The organism is Vibrio gigantis (assembly GCF_024347515.1).
Taxonomy (GTDB): Bacteria; Pseudomonadota; Gammaproteobacteria; order Enterobacterales; family Vibrionaceae; genus Vibrio; species Vibrio gigantis.
In genome coordinates, this window is record NZ_AP025492.1 from 3,472,548 (window position 1) to 3,495,301 (window position 22,754).

General features: G+C 45.7%; 18 protein-coding genes and 1 rRNA gene. 8 read left to right on the forward strand and 11 right to left on the reverse strand.

Annotated features, from left to right (window positions below; genetic code table 11):
- Positions 1 to 101 precede the first annotated feature (101 nt).
- From OCV56_RS15635 to trxA, 7 genes are all read right to left on the reverse strand, one after another.
- Positions 102 to 1,656 (reverse strand): 16S ribosomal RNA (locus OCV56_RS15635).
- A gap of 579 nt (positions 1,657 to 2,235) precedes the next feature.
- Positions 2,236 to 2,949, reverse strand: a complete 714-nt coding sequence (gene fre / locus OCV56_RS15640; RefSeq protein WP_086715465.1) for an NAD(P)H-flavin reductase — start codon at positions 2,947 to 2,949, stop codon at positions 2,236 to 2,238.
- Positions 2,950 to 2,969: 20 nt separating this feature from the next.
- Positions 2,970 to 3,239, reverse strand: coding sequence for a 2Fe-2S iron-sulfur cluster-binding protein (locus tag OCV56_RS15645; RefSeq protein WP_060468860.1), 270 nt, complete (start codon positions 3,237 to 3,239; stop codon positions 2,970 to 2,972).
- Entirely contained in the window at positions 3,236 to 5,077 is a 1,842-nt protein-coding gene (ubiD, locus tag OCV56_RS15650; RefSeq protein ID WP_086715463.1) for a 4-hydroxy-3-polyprenylbenzoate decarboxylase, read from the reverse strand. Before ubiD ends, OCV56_RS15645 begins: the two co-directional genes overlap by 4 nt.
- 98 nt (positions 5,078 to 5,175) lie before the next feature.
- Entirely contained in the window at positions 5,176 to 6,171 is a 996-nt protein-coding gene (locus OCV56_RS15655; protein WP_086715459.1) for a hypothetical protein, read from the reverse strand.
- Positions 6,172 to 6,282: 111 nt separating this feature from the next.
- Positions 6,283 to 7,542 (reverse strand): transcription termination factor Rho, encoded by a 1,260-nt coding sequence (gene rho, locus OCV56_RS15660; protein ID WP_017062978.1) that lies wholly within the window; start codon positions 7,540 to 7,542, stop codon positions 6,283 to 6,285.
- A gap of 200 nt (positions 7,543 to 7,742) precedes the next feature.
- Positions 7,743 to 8,069 carry a thioredoxin TrxA gene (gene trxA / locus OCV56_RS15665; protein WP_010440700.1) on the reverse strand — a complete coding sequence of 109 codons (327 nt, stop codon included), beginning with the start codon at positions 8,067 to 8,069 and terminating at the stop codon, positions 7,743 to 7,745.
- 111 nt (positions 8,070 to 8,180) lie between these two features.
- Between trxA and rhlB the strand changes: the two genes are divergently transcribed.
- The 3 genes from rhlB to OCV56_RS15680 all read left to right on the forward strand — a co-directional run bounded on the left by rhlB (position 8,181) and on the right by OCV56_RS15680 (position 12,697).
- Positions 8,181 to 9,491 (forward strand): ATP-dependent RNA helicase RhlB, encoded by a 1,311-nt coding sequence (rhlB, locus tag OCV56_RS15670; protein WP_086715457.1) that lies wholly within the window; start codon positions 8,181 to 8,183, stop codon positions 9,489 to 9,491.
- Positions 9,492 to 9,497: 6 nt separating this feature from the next.
- Entirely contained in the window at positions 9,498 to 10,991 is a 1,494-nt protein-coding gene (gene gppA, locus OCV56_RS15675) for a guanosine-5'-triphosphate,3'-diphosphate diphosphatase (protein WP_086715455.1), read from the forward strand.
- Between the two features lie 224 nt (positions 10,992 to 11,215).
- A complete protein-coding gene (locus OCV56_RS15680; RefSeq protein ID WP_086715453.1) occupies positions 11,216 to 12,697 on the forward strand; it encodes a winged helix-turn-helix domain-containing protein in 1,482 nt (493 codons plus the stop codon).
- 6 nt (positions 12,698 to 12,703) lie between these two features.
- Here OCV56_RS15680 and OCV56_RS15685 read toward each other — a convergent pair whose 3' ends face one another.
- Positions 12,704 to 13,471 carry a TerC family protein gene (locus OCV56_RS15685; protein WP_261901414.1) on the reverse strand — a complete coding sequence of 256 codons (768 nt, stop codon included), beginning with the start codon at positions 13,469 to 13,471 and terminating at the stop codon, positions 12,704 to 12,706.
- Between the two features lie 486 nt (positions 13,472 to 13,957).
- Here OCV56_RS15685 and OCV56_RS15690 point away from each other — a divergent pair, with 486 nt between their 5' ends.
- Positions 13,958 to 14,563: a mechanosensitive ion channel family protein gene (locus OCV56_RS15690; protein WP_086715448.1), complete on the forward strand. Its 606-nt coding sequence runs from the start codon at positions 13,958 to 13,960 to the stop codon at positions 14,561 to 14,563.
- Between the two features lie 85 nt (positions 14,564 to 14,648).
- Here the strand turns inward: OCV56_RS15690 and OCV56_RS15695 are convergent, their stop codons facing one another.
- The 3 genes from OCV56_RS15695 to recQ form a co-directional block, all read right to left on the reverse strand.
- Positions 14,649 to 15,320 carry a 7-cyano-7-deazaguanine/7-aminomethyl-7-deazaguanine transporter gene (locus OCV56_RS15695; RefSeq protein WP_086715446.1) on the reverse strand — a complete coding sequence of 224 codons (672 nt, stop codon included), beginning with the start codon at positions 15,318 to 15,320 and terminating at the stop codon, positions 14,649 to 14,651.
- Between the two features lie 271 nt (positions 15,321 to 15,591).
- Positions 15,592 to 15,903, reverse strand: coding sequence for a DUF3630 family protein (locus OCV56_RS15700; RefSeq protein WP_081231249.1), 312 nt, complete (start codon positions 15,901 to 15,903; stop codon positions 15,592 to 15,594).
- A gap of 65 nt (positions 15,904 to 15,968) precedes the next feature.
- The gene (gene recQ / locus OCV56_RS15705) at positions 15,969 to 17,807 is read right to left on the reverse strand and encodes an ATP-dependent DNA helicase RecQ (RefSeq protein WP_086715444.1); all 1,839 of its coding nucleotides are present in this window, start codon (positions 17,805 to 17,807) and stop codon (positions 15,969 to 15,971) included.
- A 179-nt stretch (positions 17,808 to 17,986) separates the two neighbouring features.
- Here recQ and rarD point away from each other — a divergent pair, with 179 nt between their 5' ends.
- The 4 genes from rarD to ggt all read left to right on the forward strand — a co-directional run bounded on the left by rarD (position 17,987) and on the right by ggt (position 22,386).
- Complete coding sequence (rarD, locus tag OCV56_RS15710) at positions 17,987 to 18,895, forward strand: EamA family transporter RarD (RefSeq protein WP_086715441.1); 909 nt, start codon at positions 17,987 to 17,989, stop codon at positions 18,893 to 18,895.
- 86 nt (positions 18,896 to 18,981) lie between these two features.
- Positions 18,982 to 19,776 carry a helix-turn-helix transcriptional regulator gene (locus OCV56_RS15715; protein ID WP_086715439.1) on the forward strand — a complete coding sequence of 265 codons (795 nt, stop codon included), beginning with the start codon at positions 18,982 to 18,984 and terminating at the stop codon, positions 19,774 to 19,776.
- 98 nt (positions 19,777 to 19,874) lie between these two features.
- Positions 19,875 to 20,537 (forward strand): LysE family translocator, encoded by a 663-nt coding sequence (locus OCV56_RS15720; RefSeq protein WP_086715437.1) that lies wholly within the window; start codon positions 19,875 to 19,877, stop codon positions 20,535 to 20,537.
- A 91-nt stretch (positions 20,538 to 20,628) separates the two neighbouring features.
- The gene (gene ggt, locus OCV56_RS15725; RefSeq protein ID WP_086715435.1) at positions 20,629 to 22,386 is read left to right on the forward strand and encodes a gamma-glutamyltransferase; all 1,758 of its coding nucleotides are present in this window, start codon (positions 20,629 to 20,631) and stop codon (positions 22,384 to 22,386) included.
- The last annotated feature ends 368 nt before the right edge of the window (positions 22,387 to 22,754 follow it).

Consider the following 22,754-nt stretch of genomic DNA (forward strand, 5'->3'; position numbering starts at 1 on the left):
AAAAAGCTTTAATCAATAACTTACGTTATTAATTAAAGCTCTGGCTTTAACTAAATCTAAACCATCAATCTGTGTGGACACTCATCGTAAGTATCTTCGTATAAGGAGGTGATCCAGCCCCAGGTTCCCCTAGGGCTACCTTGTTACGACTTCACCCCAGTCATGAACCACAAAGTGGTGAGCGTCCTCCCCGAAAGGTTAAACTACCCACTTCTTTTGCAGCCCACTCCCATGGTGTGACGGGCGGTGTGTACAAGGCCCGGGAACGTATTCACCGTGACATTCTGATTCACGATTACTAGCGATTCCGACTTCATGGAGTCGAGTTGCAGACTCCAATCCGGACTACGACGCACTTTTTGGGATTCGCTCACTATCGCTAGCTTGCTGCCCTCTGTATGCGCCATTGTAGCACGTGTGTAGCCCTACTCGTAAGGGCCATGATGACTTGACGTCGTCCCCACCTTCCTCCGGTTTATCACCGGCAGTCTCCCTGGAGTTCCCGACATTACTCGCTGGCAAACAAGGATAAGGGTTGCGCTCGTTGCGGGACTTAACCCAACATTTCACAACACGAGCTGACGACAGCCATGCAGCACCTGTCTCAGAGCTCCCGAAGGCACACCTGCGTCTCCGCTGGCTTCTCTGGATGTCAAGAGTAGGTAAGGTTCTTCGCGTTGCATCGAATTAAACCACATGCTCCACCGCTTGTGCGGGCCCCCGTCAATTCATTTGAGTTTTAATCTTGCGACCGTACTCCCCAGGCGGTCTACTTAACGCGTTAGCTCCGAAAGCCACGGCTCAAGGCCACAACCTCCAAGTAGACATCGTTTACGGCGTGGACTACCAGGGTATCTAATCCTGTTTGCTCCCCACGCTTTCGCATCTGAGTGTCAGTATCTGTCCAGGGGGCCGCCTTCGCCACTGGTATTCCTTCAGATCTCTACGCATTTCACCGCTACACCTGAAATTCTACCCCCCTCTACAGTACTCTAGTTCACCAGTTTCAAATGCAGTTCCGAGGTTGAGCCCCGGGCTTTCACATCTGACTTAATGAACCACCTGCATGCGCTTTACGCCCAGTAATTCCGATTAACGCTCGCACCCTCCGTATTACCGCGGCTGCTGGCACGGAGTTAGCCGGTGCTTCTTCTGTTGCTAACGTCAAGAGATAGCGCTATTAACGCTACCCCCTTCCTCACAACTGAAAGTACTTTACAACCCGAAGGCCTTCTTCATACACGCGGCATGGCTGCATCAGGCTTTCGCCCATTGTGCAATATTCCCCACTGCTGCCTCCCGTAGGAGTCTGGACCGTGTCTCAGTTCCAGTGTGGCTGATCATCCTCTCAGACCAGCTAGGGATCGTCGCCTTGGTGAGCCATTACCTCACCAACTAGCTAATCCCACCTAGGCATATCTTGACGCGAGAGGCCCGAAGGTCCCCCTCTTTGGCCCGTAGGCATTATGCGGTATTAGCCATCGTTTCCAATGGTTATCCCCCACATCAAGGCAATTTCCTAGGCATTACTCACCCGTCCGCCGCTCGACGCCCATTAACGCACCCGAAGGATTGTTAGTGTCGTTTCCGCTCGACTTGCATGTGTTAGGCCTGCCGCCAGCGTTCAATCTGAGCCATGATCAAACTCTTCAATTTAAGATTTTGTGACTCAACGAATACTGACTTCAAAACTAATATTCATTCGCTCTTTTCGAAAAAGGAACGTGAACATGTAATTCTAAAGCTATTATCATTCCAACAGAATGATAATGAATTGACTGTGCCAAATAACCGAGGTTATTTGTATTGGTCACTCAGTTCATTGAAATCATTTTGATTCCGAAGAATCTGTTTTATCTAACGATAAAACGTTTTGATATTCATCAACGAGTGCCCACACAGATTGATAGGTTTAAATTGTTAAAGAGCTTTACTTCTTGAGCGTTCCTTTTAAGTAAGGAGCCTCTCGAAGTGGACGGCCATTCTAGCGAATTAACATTCAGTGTCAAACACTTTTTGAAAATTAATTTTTTGTCGCTTTCCGTCTTACTGATTCTTGCTGAAGCCTTGTGGCGTCTGCCGTCTCAGTGGGGTCGCATTATAGGGAACCCTCTCAGGTTAGCAACTACTTTTTCATAAAAAATGAATAAATAGAGGTTAACTGCCTAATAGTTCACCTAAACGTAAAAAAGAGAGCATTTCTGCTCTCTTTTTGCTCAAAATCTAAGGGTATTATTAGATAAAAGCGTAAGCATCAGCGTACATATGGTCACGCTTTGCTTCTTTATTCTGAGTAAATAGGTCTCTCGCAGCACCAGCCATTTCAAAACGACCTGCAATATAGATATCGAAATCAGCCAGTGATTCGAAACTTTGCGTGATTGCTTCAAGTACATTACCAGTTTGGCCGTGCCATACTTCAGGAGCTTCTTCTACTACTGGTATAAAGTGCACGTTGCTGTGCTTTTCTGCGATGCCAACTAACTCTTCTTTCGCATACAACTGGCACTCATCTTTTGCGCCCCAGTATAGATAGATCTCTTTCGAGCTATTTTGTGCGATGCAGTGATCAAGAATAGAACGCACGTAACTGAAACCAGTACCACCAGCAATAAGTAATAGAGGGCGATCGCTTTCTTCTTTGATCCAAGCATCACCGTGTGGTGCGTCAATCGCGATATCACCATCTTCAGCTTGTGCCTTCTTCATCGCTTCAACGACTTCTAGTGCGTAAGCGTTGTGCTCAGCAGCACCAATGTGTAACTCAAGTTCGCCTTCGTGGCGACAAGGGCTACTTGCGATGGAGAATGGTCGCTTATCTTTCTCACCCATTTCAACCATAAGGTACTGGCCTGCTTTAAAGGCGACCGGTGTCTCTGGGTGCAATAGGATTTGGTAAGTATTACAAGCCAAAGGCTCGATAGACTTCACTTTACATTTAATAGTCATGTTCTTCCTCTTACTAACCCTTAATCGGCAAAGGTTAGAACTAAATTACTTTCTGCAAATGCTTGGCAAGCGAAAATCCAGCCCTGTTCCTGCTCTTTCTCTGTGAGCATGGGTTCAAGGTGGTAACTCACTTGCCCTTCTAATTTTTTGCACATACACATCGCGCATGCGCCAACTTGGCAACGGTTTGGGAAATAGATATCGCTGTTGAGCGCAGCATCCAAGACCGTTTGCCCTTTTTCTACTGTGAAACTGATGTTTTCTGGATATAAGACTACTTGGTAGCTCATGAAATTCCTAGTTGTTCCCAGATGCTATCAATCTTTTTAACGACATCAGGATCTTTCGTGATAGGAACTCCCCACTCGCGAAGACATTCGCCTTCCCATTTATTGGTCGCATCTAGTCCCATTTTCGAGCGTCCAGTTTCGTTCTGTAGGAATAAGGTATCTCTGGCCGGGTCCATTCTGGTGGTTACCGCCCAAATGATGTCATTCCAGTCACTCACATTGACATCACCATCACACACGATAACAAACTTGTTCTCATCAAATTGAGACCAAACCGCTTCCATAATTTTCTTACCATTACCTGCTGCTTGCTTATCAATAGACACGACAACCATGCTGGCATTATCGTTCTGTAGATGAATATCAATAATTTCAGGGTGAGCCTTGGTTAACTCAGCCAAGCCACCTTCGATATGTTCACTACTTACTGGAGTAGATTCAACGTCTGGTGATAATGCTAACTCCGCATCCCACTTCTTGGTGATGTCTAAGCCCATCTTAGAGCCCAATCCAACCACAGGTGATGCAAAATCTAACGAGTCGATAGGCGTGTTCTCGATCATCAAGCTATCACGAGACGGATCCATGTGTTCACACATCGCAGCCGTTACTTGAGACCAATCACGTGCGTTCACATCCTCATCGCACACCAATACAAATTTGGTGTACATGAATTGGCGCAAGAAAGACCATACCCCCATCATCACTCGCTTAGCGTGACCTGGATATTGCTTCTTCATAGTCACTACCGCCATTCGGTACGAACAACCCTCAGGTGGCAGGTAGAAGTCTTCTATCTCCGGGAACTGCTTTTGAAGAATAGGAACAAATACTTCATTTAGTGCAACACCCAATACCGCAGGTTCATCAGGCGGACGGCCAGTATAGGTGCTGTGATAGATAGGGTTCTCGCGCATGGTTACATGAGTAATCGTAAATACGTGGTGCTTTTCTTTCTCGTTGTAGTAACCCGTATGGTCTCCATATGGGCCTTCATCGGCGAACTCATTCGGGTCGATGTAACCTTCCATTACGATTTCCGCACTTGCTGGTACTTCTAGGTCATTACTGATTGATTTAACGACCTCAGTTTTACTACCACGCAGCAAGCCTGCAAACGCGTATTCAGATAAAGTATCCGGCACTGGTGTAACCGCACCCAGAATGGTGGCAGGATCAGCACCGAACGCAACGGATACTGGGAATGGTTTACCTGGGTTGGTTTCCATCCAATCGCGCAGATCAAGCGCACCACCACGGTGGGCTAACCAACGCATGATGATTTTATTCTTACCTATCTTCTGCTGACGATAGATGCCTAAGTTTTGGCGTTTCTTGTTTGGACCACGAGTAACCGTTAAACCCCACGTTAGCAACGGTGCGACATCGTCGGCCCAACAGCTCATCACAGGAATTTTATCTAGGTCGACATCATCACCTTGCCATACCACTTGTTGACATGCCGCTTTGCGAAGGCGTTTAGCCGGCATGTTTAAGACTTGCTTAAATACAGGCAGTTTATCAAGAGCGTCTTTAAAGCCTTTTGGTGGCTCAGGTTCTTTTAGGTAAGCAAGCAACTTACCCACTTCGCGCAGCTCTTTTACATCCTGACGCCCCATACCAATAGCAACACGATTAGGCGTACCAAATAGGTTAGTCAAAACAGGCATGTCATAGCCTACTGGGTTTTCAAACAATAGAGCCGGGCCACCAGCACGTAGAGTACGGTCGCTAATCTCGGTCATTTCATAGTCTGGGTCGACTGGATGAGAGATGCGTTTCAACTGACCAATACTTTCAAGATGGTCGATAAAATCACGTAAATCTTTAAAACTCATAGGACTTCTACATGCTGATTATTCTGCGCTCAGTATATCAAAAAGGGTGACACTGAGATCCCCCTTTTTAATGTGGTTATTGAGAGCCAAAATCCACTTTACGGTAATGCTTGCTCAATCAAAGAGCTCTTCACCTGAGGGTTATCGTTGACGAGATCTTGCAACCAACGCGTGTGACCTTGTTTGGCGAGTTCACGCGCGACTAATGGCGCTTCATCGGCAATCGCCATCCGAGATACAAGGAACTGCTTCACCTCTTCTGACAACGGGTTTACCTTGGTGAGCAAGGTAATCGCTTCATCTTTCAGTCGCGGGTTCTTGGTCGCTGCCATTACCTGTTCAAGCGCGAACGTTTGTTTGGTTTCAGCAAGGCGAACTAACTCAGCTTGGCTATGATAATCGGCCTTCATTCGCCATAGAATCTTATAGACCTCTGGGTCTTCGCTCACTTGTGCTAATCGAACCACCACTTCAGTCGAGGGTAACCAACTAACAATAGAAGATGCGGTGAGTTGCTTAGTTAGGTAATCCACCGCCTCTGGAGATAAACTGTCTAGCTCTCTGATTAACAGCGCTTCTCGCGTTTGAACTTGATGCTCCGAGCCGGATAACCACTCTTTTAGATCGAGTTCCTGCTTCTCAGCATCGAGAACAAAAACCAGTGTCTTCTGATCTTGGCGCCACTGTTTGATGAGACGATTAGCAATTGAAGGGTAATTAAAGGCAGGTACCGTAAACTCATAGCCATCTCCACGCTCTAAAACTTGGTAAGTGGGTGTGATAGCGAGTTGCTGCTCGATGAAAATAGACATCTTGGGTGTGAGGACGATTTTTTGCTGTTCGAGCTTCTTCAAGAGTTGGTAACGAGCTACCTCTTGTTGGGGAAATGTCAGTCGCTCAAGCGCAAAGCGTAACGAATTGACTTCGTCACGCACGACAAGCTCGAGTAATTCAGCAGTTTTCAGTTTTACTTGATCATTCTCAAGCCAAGACTCTACTGTAAGTGGAGACATCTCGGTGGCATAGCTAATACCAACCGGTGAAAATAACAGTGAAGTAGACAGGAGCAATGATGACAACAGTCCATGTTGCATTTTAACTTCCTTGTAACACTTTTGCTCATTCTGCAAGCTGTCGCTACAAAATGCAAATAAAAAGCGCCACCCGAAGGCAGCGCTTATTAAATAACTATCCGCTAATCAATATTACTGACGACGCATTGCGTCAAAGAACTCGTCGTTCGTTTTGGTCATTGCTAGCTTGTCGATAAGGAATTCCATTGCGTCGATTTCGCCCATAGGGTGAACAATCTTACGCAGGATCCACATCTTCTGTAGTTCATCGTTCTTGGTAAGAAGCTCTTCACGACGAGTACCAGAGCGGTTGAAATCAATCGCAGGGAATACACGTTTTTCAGCAATCTTACGGTTAAGGTGCAGTTCCATGTTACCTGTACCTTTGAATTCTTCGTAGATAACTTCATCCATCTTAGAACCAGTATCAACCAGTGCTGTAGCGATGATAGTTAAGCTACCGCCTTCTTCTACGTTACGTGCTGCACCGAAGAAACGCTTAGGACGGTGAAGTGCATTCGCGTCAACACCACCGGTAAGAACTTTACCTGATGACGGAATCACGGTGTTGTAAGCACGAGCTAGACGAGTAATAGAATCCAGAAGGATAACTACGTCTTTTTTGTGTTCAACAAGGCGTTTTGCTTTCTCGATAACCATTTCTGCTACTTGTACGTGGCGAGATGCTGGCTCATCGAATGTAGAAGCAACTACTTCACCTTTAACTAGGCGCTGCATTTCTGTTACTTCTTCAGGACGCTCATCGATAAGTAGAACCATTAGTTCACACTCAGGATGGTTACGAGCAATACTTTGTGCAATGTTTTGCAAAAGCATTGTCTTACCCGCTTTAGGCGGAGCAACAATAAGACCACGCTGACCTTTACCAATTGGAGATGCAAGATCAAGAATACGAGCCGTAATATCTTCAGTCGCACCATTACCCGCTTCCATCACCATACGTTCGTTAGCGTGAAGAGGAGTAAGGTTTTCGAAAAGAATCTTGTTACGAGCGTTGTCTGGCTTGTCGTAGTTAACCGTGTTCACTTTAAGCAGTGCAAAGTAACGCTCACCATCTTTAGGTGGACGGATTTTACCGCCAATAGAGTCACCAGTGCGAAGGTTAAAACGACGAATTTGGCTTGGCGATACGTAAATGTCGTCAGGGCCAGCTAGGTATGAGCTGTCTGCACTACGTAGGAAACCAAAACCGTCTTGAAGAATTTCTAGAACACCATCACCAAAGATGTCCTCACCACTTTTTGCATGCGCTTTAAGGATGGAGAAGATAATGTCTTGTTTTCTTAGGCGAGCTTGATTTTCAAGACCTAAGCTTTCGCTAAGTTTAACAAGCTCAGACACAGGTCTGTTCTTCAGTTCAGTAAGATTCATAGTGGTGGAAGTTTGTTTAGTCAAAATAGGATCTGTTTTCTTAAGTTAAGAAGGATTTGGTCACAGGATCGACCAAGAAGAGAAATTCGTTCAATTAACGTGCGATAAATTAGCACTAAAACTAAGACTAGTCCATAGCTTAGAAAAAACAAAACCGCGCATTTGTTAACTGCACGGTTTCTTTTCAAATGCTGACCCGATTAAAGGTTAGCGTCTAAGAACTCTTTAAGTTGAGTTTTAGACAATGCACCAACTTTAGTCGCTGCTACGCCGCCATCTTTGAAAAGAAGTAGCGTTGGAATGCCGCGAATACCAAATTTTGGTGGAGTACCAGCATTTTGGTCGATATTTAATTTACCGATAGTGAGCTTGCCTTCGTACTCGTCTGCGATTTCATCAAGAATCGGCGCAATCATTTTACATGGACCACACCATTCTGCCCAAAAATCAACAAGAACAGGGCCTGCAGCGTTGATTACATCGTTATCAAAACCGTCATCAGTTAGCTGCAAAATCTTATCACTCATCTTCCACTCCAATGTATTTTTTAGAACTGGTTGGATGATAACCAGTAAATAGATGCCCTATTGGAATGTATTTACTTTCGTATTGCAAGCTTAAGCTGATATTCTATAGCAATGAAAAAGACGCATATCACAGAGCAAAAGTTCGCCGACTTGGATTTACTTCCGCAAGTCATTGAAGGATTGGAGAAAAAAGGGTTCGATTATTGTACCCCTATCCAAGCCTTGGCGCTCCCGGTACTGCTCACCGGCCAAGACATTGCAGGCCAGGCCCAAACGGGTACTGGTAAAACGCTTGCGTTTCTTACTGCTACTTTTAACCACCTGCTAAAAACACCTGAGCATGAAGGGCGTAAGCCTAACCAGCCTCGTGCAATTATTATGGCACCAACGCGTGAACTCGCGATTCAGATCTATAACGATGCTGACTCTCTAGTTGCAAGCACAGGTATCAAAGCAGCACTTGCTTACGGTGGTGAAAGCTACGATAAGCAACTAGGTAAGATCGAAGAAGGCGCAGATATCTTAATTGGTACCACTGGCCGCATCATCGACTTCTACAAGCAGAAGGTATTTAACCTTAACCATATTCAAGCTGTTGTTCTTGACGAAGCTGATCGCATGTTCGATCTTGGTTTCATCAAAGACATCCGCTTCTTGTTCCGCCGTATGCCTGAGCCAAAAGATCGCCTGAACATGCTGTTCTCTGCGACATTGTCTTACCGCGTACAAGAGCTAGCGTTCGAGCACATGCACAACCCAGAGCATGTTGTTGTTGAGCCCGAGCGTAAAACAGGTCACCGTATTCAGGAAGAGCTGTTCTACCCTTCAAACGAACACAAGATGGCACTTCTGCAGACGCTCATTGAAGAAGAGTGGCCAGAGCGCGCTATCATCTTCGCTAACACTAAGCACAAATGTGAGTCTGTTTGGGGCCACCTAGCTGCTGATGGTCACCGTGTTGGCCTACTAACAGGTGATGTTCCTCAGAAGAAACGTGAAAAAATTCTTGAGCAATTCACCAAAGGCGATGTTGACCTGCTTGTCGCAACCGATGTTGCAGCACGTGGCCTACACATCCCTCAAGTAACACACGTATTCAACTTTGATCTACCTGACGATTGCGAAGATTACGTTCACCGTATCGGTCGTACAGGTCGTGCTGGAGAAAGTGGTCACTCGATCAGCTTTGCTTGCGAAGATTACGCAATCAACTTGCCACCAATCGAAGAGTACATTGAGCACGCAATCCCAATGTCTGATTACGATGCTTCTGCACTGCTAGAAGATCTGCCAGCACCATTGCGCTTACGTACACGTAACCCGCAACAACGCCGCTCAAACAACAATGGCCCACGCAACGGTAACCGTAAACCGAACCAGAACCGTCGCCCACGCCAACCGCGTCATAACAAGGAAGCTTAGTCGCTTATGAGTCAAACAGTGTCACCTCCGCTTTACGCTGCAATCGACCTCGGGTCGAACAGTTTTCATATGCTCGTTGTGCGTCATATCGATGGCAGCGTACAAACCATGGCTAAGATTAAGCGCAAAGTGCGTTTAGCCGCAGGCTTAGATGAAAATAATGCGCTTAGTACAGAAGCAATGCAGCGCGGTTGGGACTGTTTGAGTCTCTTTGCAGAGCGACTGCAAGATATTCCGAAAGAAAATATCCGCATTGTCGGTACAGCGACCCTACGTACCGCTATCAATGTGGATATATTTCTGGAGAAAGCGAACCAGATCCTTGGATACGACATCAATGTTATCTCCGGTGAAGAAGAAGCTGCGACTATCTATAAAGGCGTAGCACACACTTCTGGTGGCAGCGGCCGCCGACTGGTTGTTGATATTGGTGGCGCTAGTACCGAGATGATCATCGGTGAAGGCTTTTCTGCAAAAGCACTAACCAGCCTGAAAATGGGTTGTGTTACTTGGCTTGAGCGCCACTTTAAAGATCGCCAATTAACTGCAACCAACTTTAACAATGCCATTGAAGCGGCAAAATCTACGTTGGCTCCTATCCTAGATAGCTACACTGATATCGGATGGGATGTGTGTGTTGGTGCTAGTGGTACTGTTCAGGCACTGCAAGAAATCATGTTGGCGCAAGGTATGGATGAAGTTATCACTCATGCCAAACTTAAGCGCCTACAGAAACAAGCGATGATCACTGAGCGCTTGGAAGAGCTAGAAATAGAAGGACTTACCCTTGAGCGTGCATTAGTGTTCCCAAGTGGCCTTTCTATTCTTATTGCGATTTTTGAGCTGCTTGAAATCGATTCAATGACACTCGCAGGCGGCGCACTTCGTGAAGGCCTAGCTTACGAGATGGTTGAAGAACTACGCCAAGAAGATATCCGTGCACGTACCATCAAAAGCGTGCAATCACGCTATCAAATGGACGTAAGCTACGGTGAACAAGTTGCTGTAGTCGCACAAACTCTGTTAGACCAAGCTGGCGCTGAAGCGTGGGTTCCAGAACCTCAAGCTAGTGTGCTATTGCAAACGGCGGCTAAGCTTCATGAGATTGGTTTAACCATCGATTTCAAAAAGGGCGGTGAGCACAGTGCTTACCTACTGCAGCACTTAGATCTACCTGGCTTTACTCGAGCTCAAAAACACTACTTGGGTGAGTTAACACGTCGCTACCGTGAACAGTTAACCTCATTGCCCGAGCAACATGCCATCTCAGGTACCAGTAGCAAACGCATCTTACGTATTCTACGTTTGGCTATTTTGTTGACTCACCGTCGTAACCCAGCGCTAGTGCCTGAGTTCAAGCTTACTACTGACAGTGATAATCTGACTCTAACACTTTCTAAGCAATGGCTAGCAGACAACCCGCTGACCGCTGCAGAGCTAGAGATCGAGTCGAATAGACAAACCGACATTGGCTGGCCGCTGACGATTGCTGAGCAGTAACGCTTAAGCTTAAATCAGCCCCAGAAGTTATTCGAAAGCTCCCTATAACGGGAGCTTTTTGTTTATGTCTAACAGCAATCCTATTAATCCATCACCTCAAATATTTAACTCACGCACACCTTTTAGAATCCACTCTAAAATTACAACAAATTCATCACATTATGTAATAGAGTTAATAAGGTGAATATAGAACGCAGGATGCCGTTTGAATGCAGGAGAAAGGGATGCTTGAGAAGAATTCATGTTTTAGTGTCGATGAGTGGCTATTCGTTCCAAATGAAGGGCAAATCCTCTTCGCCGAAAGAACGGTAACCATAGATAAGCGTTTAACTAAACTACTTGAATTTTTGTGCCTCAATCCCGGGCAAACTCATACCCGAGACGAACTCATCAACAACGTCTGGAGCGGTATGATTCTCAGTGACCAAGTAGTCACACAAGCGGTGTTTGAGCTGCGTAAGGTTCTGAAGCAAAACTCTCAACAGCACAACAGCTACATCATTACCGTGCCAAAGCGTGGCTATAAGTTTGAAGCGGACGTAATACAAAGCAAAATCGAGACTGACCAAGTCGCTGAACCTGAACCATCAACAACTCAGCCCTCTGCTCCAGAACAATCGCCACCAGCAGATAAACCGCCCCAAACTGATGTCAGTGAGCAAACTAAGCCCAATAAAAGAAACCTGATGATTGGTTTACTACTTAGCGCTATCGTTGTTATGGAGTCTGGCTATATCCTTTATTCAGCATCGAGCAGCACGCCAGATGAAAAGGTCGCTCCTGCAACCCAACTCCGACACTATGAGTTTCGTTATGTCATGTTGGATATCAGCGATGACGTCAAACACGACCCGGTTTTATACGGCACCATCACCAAATTCATTGAGTACTTGAGCGCTTACAGTGGCATACGCATAGTCCATAGCGAGCCATTACAAAAGATTGCGGCAATCAAACTCACCTTTGGTACGAGCCCAAGTCGAGACGGCAAGCATACTCGCCTCACCATGCGTTATCACAATAACATCTCTGACCAATCGCACCTCAACCGCCGCTACCCGACGGAGTTGTCAGAGCTGCACCACACACTCTACCGCATGGTCGATGACATACTAGACGCTCTTTATATCAAGGTGCCGAAAGAGGAGCTCACAGAAAGTATTTCCCAACTGCCAATGACGCCCGACGCATTAAAATACACACTCAGTGGCCTTGGTGTGTTGTACAACGAGGCAGAGTTGCCAATGGTGATGGATTACTTCGCAAAAGCCCAACAAGCTGACCCTAGCAATGATCTTGTGTTCGTTGCCAATTACATAGGCAAGGTGATGAACACCTTCTACGCCTCTTCAGGCAGTAAAAAACAAGCCATTGCTAAGTTGAATCAAGAGGCTAAACCAAGACTAGAGCGCCTGCTCGCAGAAGGAAAACTGGCGCGCGCCTATGACGCCAACGCCATCATCGCCCTTTCTGAGGATGACCCAGAAAAAGCGATGAAGATTTTGTTGTCGATGCCACCGCAAAACCAATCGATATTGACCTACCTACTGCTTGCGAAAGCGGAAGAGTCTCGCGGTAATGCGGGTGCAGCAAAAGAGCTATACATCAAAGCAACACAAGGCAACTCTTCTCTCAAAGCAATACAGATGGCCTCACCACTGTTTTTCGACAGTAACCTAGAACCTCTTCTGAAAGAATTAGAGTGATAGCCTCTATAGGACCTCGCTGTGCTGTAAGGCGCGCTCTTCTACTCCTCCATTATCTGGGTTCGAAGCTCTTTGCGCCTTGTTAAGCTGCCTATCCAGTAAGATATGGCAGATTTCGAGCGTTAATCCAAACGCTAAAGCAACGTACAAATAGCTTTTATCCACATGTAACCCATACCCTTCAACAACGAGCAAACCACCCAATAAAATCAGGAATAAAAGGGCAAGTAGCTTCAAACCAGGATAAGCGGTAATGGTTATTTGAATCTTTTCAGCAACCGCCAGCATGATGATTGCAGAGATAACGATAGCAGCAATGATGATCTCTACGTTGTGGACCAAAGCCACTGCAGTAATCACCGAGTCGAATGAGAACACTGCATCGATAGCAATAATCTGTAGTACGATCATGGTGACACTGGTTTCGAGTGCGTTCTTCTCTTTTTTCTCTTTTACTAGCAACCAATTCAATAGCTCTTTAAAGCTCTTCAATAGCAGGAAGCCACCACCAACAATCAAGATCAGATCTTTACCTGATAGGCCGCGCTCAAAAACGGTAATAAAGGGTTCGGTGAGCGACATCAACCAGGTAACCGAGAATACCAATCCAATCCGCGTAACAACCGCTAAGCCAATACCAAGATTACGAATACGGCTTCTTAGCCTCACGGGTAGCTTCTCGACCAAGATTGAGATGAAGATAATGTTGTCGACTCCCAGAATCACTTCCAGTAGTAAAAGCATGCTAAATGACGCGAGATAATCAACGTACATAAACACCTCTTGCTTTGATGGCATTCATCCTAGCCGCAGAGAGAAGTGGCTCAACCATCAGCCAAAGAAAGATCAATTGAATAATAAATGGAGTCAGCATGGTTATGATGGCTCCACGTTATTACGTGTGCAAACAGTGGTACGCGCCCCAAAATAGCCCTGCTTTCTTAGCTTTAGAAAGCAGAACACCGTCAGTTTTATGGTAATCAGTATCATCAGTAATCGAACCAAGTTGTGAATGGCCGGCCATTCTACGAATTGGCGAAATGGCTTCATCACTAAAGCGTCACCTATAGATAAAAGGGATATAACAGAAATATAAAGATCTACATATCAATCACTTAACCACACATGACAAACCAATGATTAATGTTCACTCTGCTTGGGCAAAGTCGAACTAGAAAGGAAAATAAAACCATAATGATTTAATGATGTATTGGAAACGAACGGCCACAATAATGCAGCCTCAACTATTTAGAGGTTACTATGCTTAGCTACATCGACACCATTTTTTCGACATTAAAACAGTACGACTTGTTACTCGCTTTGCTGTTTATTCTTATCTATTGGATTCTTAAACACTCTACGGAAAAAGCCATTCAGGCACTCGCAGAGACAAAAACCGTCAATGCGACACGCACTGCTTTCATCAATCGCTGCTTTAATATCATTTACTTCGGGTTCTTGTTTGCAACCTATTTGATTGTCAGCGGCATCGGCTACGGTAACTTTTCGATTTTTATCTCTTCAGTATTCACGGTTATCGGTGTCGGTTTTATCGCTCAGTGGTCCATTCTCAGCAACATCACCGCCAGCTTCTTAATCTTCTTTGTATTCCCCTACCGTATTGGGGACTCAATCATTGTGGCCGATGGAGATGGTATTGAAGGAAAGATACTCGACATAAAGATGTTCCATACTCTAATCCGACATCCAGAGGGCAATGTGATTACCTACCCTAATTCACTACTACTGCAAAAAAGCGTGACTAAGGTGAGCCCAAAGAACTCGAAATATAAGGTATCAGTGCCAAGAAAGAGTAATAAGGATGCAGGTGTTGGTGTTGAGACCGTGCTTGAAGGCCAAGCTTAGTGGAGCAGCCATAGAAAGGAATAAACAAAGAGGAACGAAAGGCGGTTATTCAGAGATGACCTTGAATAACCGCGATTCCATCTAGCTAGGCGTTAACACCTGTCGCTTTAAAGTCAGGGTTCACAGCGGTTAGCTTCTTAACAATGTAGTTCAGAAGCACGCCGTACATAGGAACAAACAAGCCTAGGCTGATGATAAGTTTGAAACCGTAATCAACCAGTGCAATCTCAGTCCAATGTTCTGCCATGAATGGATCTGGGCTTTGGTAGAAAGCGATCGCAAAGAAAGCGATGGTATCAATGGCATTACCGAATAGCGTTGAACATGTTGGGGCAACCCACCACTGTTTAAGCTGACGTAGACGGTTGAAAACATGTACATCCAAGATCTGCCCCAGTAAATAAGCCATGAAGCTTGCTGCTGCGATACGTGCAACAAACAAGTTGAACTCACCGAGTTGACTAAAGCCTTGGAACGAACCTTCAAAGAACACGACTGACAAAAAATAAGAAACGGCCAATGCAGGTAACATCACTAAGAAAATGATTTTACGAGCCAGCTGTGCGCCAAAAATGCGTACGGTCAGATCAGTCGCTAGGAAGATAAACGGGAAAGTGAAAGCACCCCAAGTGGTGTGCATACCGAAAACGGTAAAAGGTAGCTGAACCAGATAGTTGCTTGACGCAATAATGATCAAATGGAACAAAACTAATAGTGCTAGGGCTTTGCGCTGTTGCTCAGGGGTAAAGTTACTCATGCTGTACCTTTTTAGTTTGGTTTGGGGGTGAGGGAACCCAAATCGAGTCATTTCTTCGAATAAACTAAGAAAGCTCTTACCAATAATGTGAATTAAAAATGTATCTATAATTTGCTCTATTGAGCGGCGGGCGATTATACATTAATCAATATTGGCTGCAATGGTGAGAACAGACGCAAACGTTTATTCTCACTTTTATTGGTGAACGGCGCTAGAAACTATGTTTTAAAAGCCAGGTTTAAAAGCTACGTTTTAGAAGCCATGCTCAAAGTTAGAAACCACGCTTAAACAAAGCTGCTAGGTAATCAAACTCTTCTCGGCTCTCTTCAGCGTTTAACGACTCAAACCAAATTGATTCACTGTAATGCTCAGACTTTAAGAACATCCGACAATCTTCAAAATCGATCAACCAAGAGTGCATGTCAGCGTCCCACTGCTTTTCCACCACAGAAGCGGACAACAATGCCACCAGCTTTTCACCTAACACTTCGTAAGAATCAAAATCAAAACTTGGAGACGTAATCAATAAACGTCCTTCCTCAGCCAAATACTCTCTTAAACCAAATTCTGTTTGTGTTGTCATGTCCCTATCAACCTTATTCTTTTTCTATGATCTAACCGTTTTTAGAAGCTAAACGATTCTGAAAACTAGCCGTGTGTCGTGATGTGTTCTTGAATCAAATCTAAGAATGGGTCTGCGTACTTATCAAGTTTACGCTGACCAACACCGTTTACTGCCAACATCTCACCGTATGAGGTAGGCAGCACTTCGGCCATATCAATCAGAGTCGCATCACTGAACACCACATAAGGTGGCAAACCATCTTCATCAGCAATCGACTTACGCAGCTTACGCAGTTTGGCAAACAGCTTCTTATCATAGTTCTTGCTACTTAATTTATCGGACTTAGCATTACGTACCGCCGTATCTAAACGAGGCACAGCCAATTCCAAAGACATCTCACCACGCAGTAGTGGCCGCGCTTCTTCTGTTAGCTGTAATGTTGAATTACGAGTGATGTTTTGGAACAACAAGCCTTTGTGAATCAACTGACGGAAGATACTGATCCAGTAATCATGACTGTGGTCACGGCCAATACCGTAAGTAGACAGCTTGTCGTGACCATTATCGCGCACACGGATGTTCTGCATGCCACGCATCACTTCAACCACATAGCCCATACCAAACGACTGATTCACACGGTACACACAAGATAATGCCTTCTGCGCCTCTTGGGTCGCATCAAAGTGTTTTGGTGGGTCGAGGCAGATATCACAGTTACCACATTGCTTCTCGCGATACTCACCAAAGTAGTTGAGCAGTACCTGACGACGACAAGTTTGCGCTTCTGCAAAGGCGCTCATCGCGTTTAGCTTATGCATCTCAACCTGTTTCTGTGGACCTTCTTCTTTCTCATCCAGCATACGACGCAGCCACCCCATATCAGCAGGGTCAAACAGCATCATCGCTTCAGCAGGCAAGCCATCACGACCCGCACGGCCAGTCTCTTGATAGTAAGACTCGATGTTGCGTGGAATATCAAAGTGCACCACAAAGCGTACATTGGGTTTGTTGATACCCATACCAAACGCCACAGTCGCGACAACAATCTGGATATCATCACGTTGGAAAGCTTCTTGAACGTAAGCGCGCTCATCGGTGTCCATGCCTGCGTGGTAACCCGCAGCGCGAATACCGTTGTTACACAGCTTCTCAGTCACCATCTCTACTTTTTTACGGCTGCCGCAATAGATGATTCCGCAATTACCCTTTTGTGTTTCTAGGTAGCGAACCACCTGAGACACCGGCTTGTGTTTCTCAACCAAGTTGTAGCGAATGTTAGGGCGATCGAAGCTACCTAAATAAGTGTGCGGATCTATCAACTGCAAACGCGAGATAATATCTTTGCGCGTCGCATCATCAGCAGTTGCTGTAAGCGCCATGTAGGGCACATGAGGGAAATACTGTTTAAGCTGGCCTAACGAGGCATATTCTGGGCGGAAATCATGCCCCCACTGCGAGATACAGTGCGCTTCGTCGACCGCTATCATAGAAAGCGGTAGGCCTTGTAGACGCTCGATAAAGTCACGCATCAACACGCGCTCTGGTGACACATATACCATTTTCAGCTGACCTGAGTTCATGCGATTAAACACACTTAGCAATTGGTCGCGAGGCATTGAAGAGTTAATGCACTCTGCTGCCACACCATTAGCTTTCAACTGATCAACTTGGTCTTTCATCAGCGAGATAAGCGGTGAGATAACCAGAGTGAGCCCTTGACGCACTAAGGCTGGAATCTGGTAACACAGAGATTTTCCGCCACCGGTTGGCATAATAACCAAGCTGTCTTGGCCTTCCACGGCCAGATCAATAACCTCTTGCTGACCATCGCGAAAGGTTTGATAGCCAAACACATCTTGTAAGATGGTTTGCGCATCATTCGCAGGAGTTGGTGTTTGCTCAGCAATCAGAGTGGCGGTCATTGTGGTTCCTAATCGAGGTATAAAGTCAGCATGCAGCGTTGGCAAGCAAGTCGCACATTGTAGAGTGGAACGCTGGTGAATTAAACCGCAAATTGTTAGGTGAAAAGGGTTATCGCTCCTATACTGACCAACTCTCTTATAAATCTTATTAATAAGCACTCGGTGCTAGAGAAAGATGCATGACTCCAGAAGAACAACAACGTACGCGCCAAGGAATTTTGCTTGCTGTAGGTGCTTACACCATGTGGGGGATCGCCCCTATATATTTCAAATCTTTAAGTGAGGTTTCCCCGCTAGAGATCCTTAGCCACCGTGTAGTATGGTCTTTTTTCTTACTCGCTTTCTTGCTACACATTGGCCGCAGCTGGCGTAAAGTACGCGACACCTTAACTTCAAAGCCAAAAATGCTCTATTTGGTGGCGACGTCTATTTTGGTAGGCGCTAACTGGCTGATCTTTATTTGGGCGGTCAACTCCAATCACATGCTCGATGCTAGCTTGGGGTATTACATCAACCCACTGATTAACGTGTTGCTCGGGATGCTCTTCCTTGGCGAACGCTTACGTAAGCTACAATGGTTTGCAGTGGCTCTTGCTGCGATTGGTGTATTGATCCAATTAATTGCCTTCGGTTCAGTGCCGATTGTCGCCATTGCTCTAGCCTTTAGCTTTGGTTTTTATGGCTTACTGCGTAAGAAAGTCAGCTTAGAGGCACAAACTGGCTTGTTCATTGAAACTCTGGTGATGCTGCCTCTTGCCGCAACCTACTTACTGTTTATTGCCGATAGCCCAACCTCAAATTTATCGATGAACCCGATGCAACTCAACCTGTTACTGGTAGCTGCAGGTGTGATCACCACGGTTCCATTGCTGTGTTTTACTGGCGCTGCAACTCGCTTAAAACTATCGACACTCGGCTTCTTCCAGTACATCGGCCCCAGCTTGATGTTCTTACTAGCGGTTCTAATTTACGGTGAAGCGTTTACCAGTGACAAAGCGATTACCTTCGCCTTTATTTGGGGAGCGTTGGTGATATTCAGCTTTGATGGTCTACGTAACAACAGAAAGAACAAACAAGCTAAACAGTAACACTGATCGTTTTTTACAAGACAATTTCGAAATACGAAGATAAGCTTGGTTGAATTGATGACTATTTAACCAAGCTTTTTTGTACCATGGATAAAGTCCACTATTACTCCACCCCAACAGATGATATCAGCCTGATCCAAGCTCAATACCAAGAGTTTGCCTTTCAGCGCCACTATCATTTGGACTTTCACATTGGTTTAATTACCCAAGGGCAGCAAAAATTCGCCTATAAAGGGACTAGCCATCATGTTGGCGCAGGCCAAGTTGTCATCATGCCACCCGATGAACTGCATGATGGGCATTCCAAACTCGATTCGGGTTATCAAGTCAGCGTGTTCGCAGTTTCTCCCCAGTGGTTTCAAGATCTTGCCGATCCCAAGCAAAATGGTCACACATTAGGCTTTTCTGAGTTGATCCTCTCCGATCAAGCTGCATTTTCACAATTACGCAACCTACACGGTCTGTTAATCAATCAAAACATCAGCCAACTCGCTCAAGATTGCTTACCATTCGAGGGATTCTCGACGATTGTCGATCGTTATGCGAAATTTGGGTCCAAGAGCGACATCAAATTGGGTAATCAATCGATTGATACGCTAAAAGACTATTTGATGGCAAATTTAGATCAGCCAGTGCGATTAGAACAACTGTCTGAGCTGTGCGGCTTAACCACAACTCAATTCCAACGCCACTTTAAAAACAGAATGGGTATCACGCCATACGCATGGCTGAGCCGCTTACGTATGGAGCAGAGCATGCGCCTAATCAAATCTGGCATATGTGGTACCAAGGTCGCGTACCAAGTGGGCTTCTATGATCAAGCACACTTCTCCAAAGCGTTCAAAACCACATTCGGCGTCCCGCCCTCACAAATCAACTAAGTGTTGATAATTTACAATTGCTCGATTTCAAATCACGGTAAGCTACGCTCAATACGATTACTTATTTAAAAATAGCGGCAGCGTTATTGAGAACTAACATGAACGAAGTCACCATACTGATCACCCTCGCCTCAATCCACTTCATAGCTTTGATGAGCCCCGGCCCTGACTTTGCGTTAGTCGTGCAAAATGCGACGCGTCACGGCAGACAAACAGGCTTGTACATCGCGCTTGGCCTATCTTGTGGGATTTTACTGCATTCGTTGCTGAGCCTGACGGGCATCAGTTATCTGGTTCATCAGCACCCAACTCTTTTCGCGACCATACAGTTAGCTGGCGGTAGCTACTTGTTGTATCTCGGTGTTGGTGCACTAAAGGCCACCTGGCAGATCATTACTCATCACGAAGATGAGGCCAATCCTGTCGATTCAAAGGATCTGATTCTTACCAATAAACGTCAGGCATTTTCGAAAGGGTTTGCGACTAACATCCTTAATCCAAAGGCCTTAGTGTTTTTCATCAGTTTGATGTCGAGCTTGGTTCCTGCAGACATGTCGCTGTCGGGCAAAGGCCTTGCTTTAATCATCCTATTTGGCCTTTCGCTATTCTGGTTCTCGCTACTGGCGTGGATGCTTTCAACTAAAACCCTACAGAAGAAGCTTAGCGAAGCAACAGTCTACATTGATGGCTTGTGTGGCGTGCTATTTAGCCTGATTGGCCTAAGTATTCTTTGGCAGTCGTTGTCTGGTTTAATCGCCTAAATTCGAATCAAGATTACAATTCGTTAACAACACACTGGCTATCTTATCTTTCCACTGCCAATCTAGCTCTGCATATTAAAAGGAGAAGATCATGCAGTGGAAAAAAAAACTAACAACCCTCGCCACTTCTACCCTACTTTTTGCCTCTCACGTCAGTTGGGCAAATCAAGCTGCCGATTCCGTCGCTCCCGAACAAAGTAGTGGTTTAGAAACCAAACAACTCGTAAAAGCTAACGACTGGATGGTCACCGCGGCCAACCCTCTGGCAACCCAAGCCGGCGCTGATGTACTTGCTCGTGGTGGTAACGCGATTGATGCCATGGTTGCTGTACAGCTAATGCTTGGCTTAGTTGAACCGCAGTCGTCCGGTATTGGCGGTGGCGCATTTCTTGTTTATTTTGATGGAAAGGACAAACAGCTTAAAACCTACGATGGTCGCGAAACCGCCCCACTTGATGCTACCCCACGTCTATTCCAAGACGAAAACGGCCAACCGCTTAAATTTTATGATGCCGTGGTTGGTGGTCGCTCAGTAGCGACACCGGGAACAGTCCAATTACTGTGGGACACTCACCAAAAATATGGCAAGTTAGAGTGGGCATCGCTGATCAAGCCTATCGCACAACTGGCTGAAAAAGGTTTTACCATCAGCCCACGTTTAGCGACCTTGATTGAAAATGACCAAGAACGACTAAGCCGCTTTACCACTACCAAAGCCTACTTCTTTAATGCCGATGGCAGCCCGAAAACCGCAGGTACGCTACTTAAGAACCCTGAATACGCCGCAACGTTAAACGCTATCTCAAAGGATGGTGCTAAGGCTTTCTATCAAGGCGAGATTTCCGCTGACATCATCAACACAGTACAAACGGCCAAAGGTAACCCGGGCGTATTGGCACAGAAAGACTTCGATGCGTATTCAATCAAGCAACGCGAACCGGTTTGTTCTGCTTATGAGAGTTACGATATCTGTGGCATGGGACCACCAAGTTCAGGTGCATTAACCGTTGGACAGATCTTAGCGATGACTGAACAGTTTGATCTGAAATCATGGGGGCCAAACGACGCGAAATCTTGGCAAGTGTTAGCGGATGCTTCTCGCCTAGCCTTTGCAGACCGTGGTATGTACATGGCAGACCAAGATTACGTACCAATGCCGACACAAGGGTTAGTAAACACTGACTATCTGCAGGAACGTGCCCAGTTAATTACCGCAGGTAAGGCATTAGACAGTGCGCCATCAGGCACCCCACCGTGGGATCACGCCATGCTGCGCAGCCAAGATGTGTCTATTGAACTGCCGTCCACCAGCCACTTCAATATTGTCGATAGCGATGGCAATGTCGTATCGATGACCACCACCATCGAGAACGCATTTGGCTCACGCCTGATGGTAAGAGGATTCCTACTCAACAACGAACTGACCGACTTCTCATTCAAGACTCATAACGATGGCAAGCCTATCGCGAACCGACTTGAACCGGGTAAGCGTCCACGTTCTTCAATGGCACCGACCATTATCATGCAAGACGATAAGCCTTATATGGCGATCGGTTCTCCGGGTGGTAGCCGCATCATAGGTTATGTAGCACAAGCTATTATTGCCCATACCCAGTGGGACATGAATATCCAGCAAGCGATCAACCAACCGCACTTCCTCAACCGTTTCGGCACCTTAGATTTGGAAAAAGGAACATCGGCGGAAAACTTCAAACCTGAGCTAGAAAAGATGGGATTTGAGGTCAACGTTCGAGATCTTAATTCGGGTTTACACGCCATTCGCATCACAAAAGATGGTCTAGAAGGTGCTGCAGACCCACGTCGTGAAGGTGCCGCTATCGGCCAATAAGGGAGAATACTCCCTTTTTACTCCCTGTCTTGTGCGAGATCTCTCACAAGGCAGTGAGTAAATATCGATATTTAACTGCGAAATTAAGCACCCATATATCGTAACCAATTGAAATTAAACAACATGTACATTTATCCTTCAAATAATTATATAGAAATTCGCGTATGCACCATTGCTGATAAATAAGGAATCGGTAATATGAATGGTGTCGGAAGGATGCTGACACGGAACAGGAAATGCCAAGGACTTGGTTATCTTCAGGATGAAGATTCGATTACTCAGGATGAATAATCGGCATGGATAGCGAAATGGACATTGAATGGACGCAATAGTAACTAGGATGGTTGCTACTAAGGAAAGACAATGGA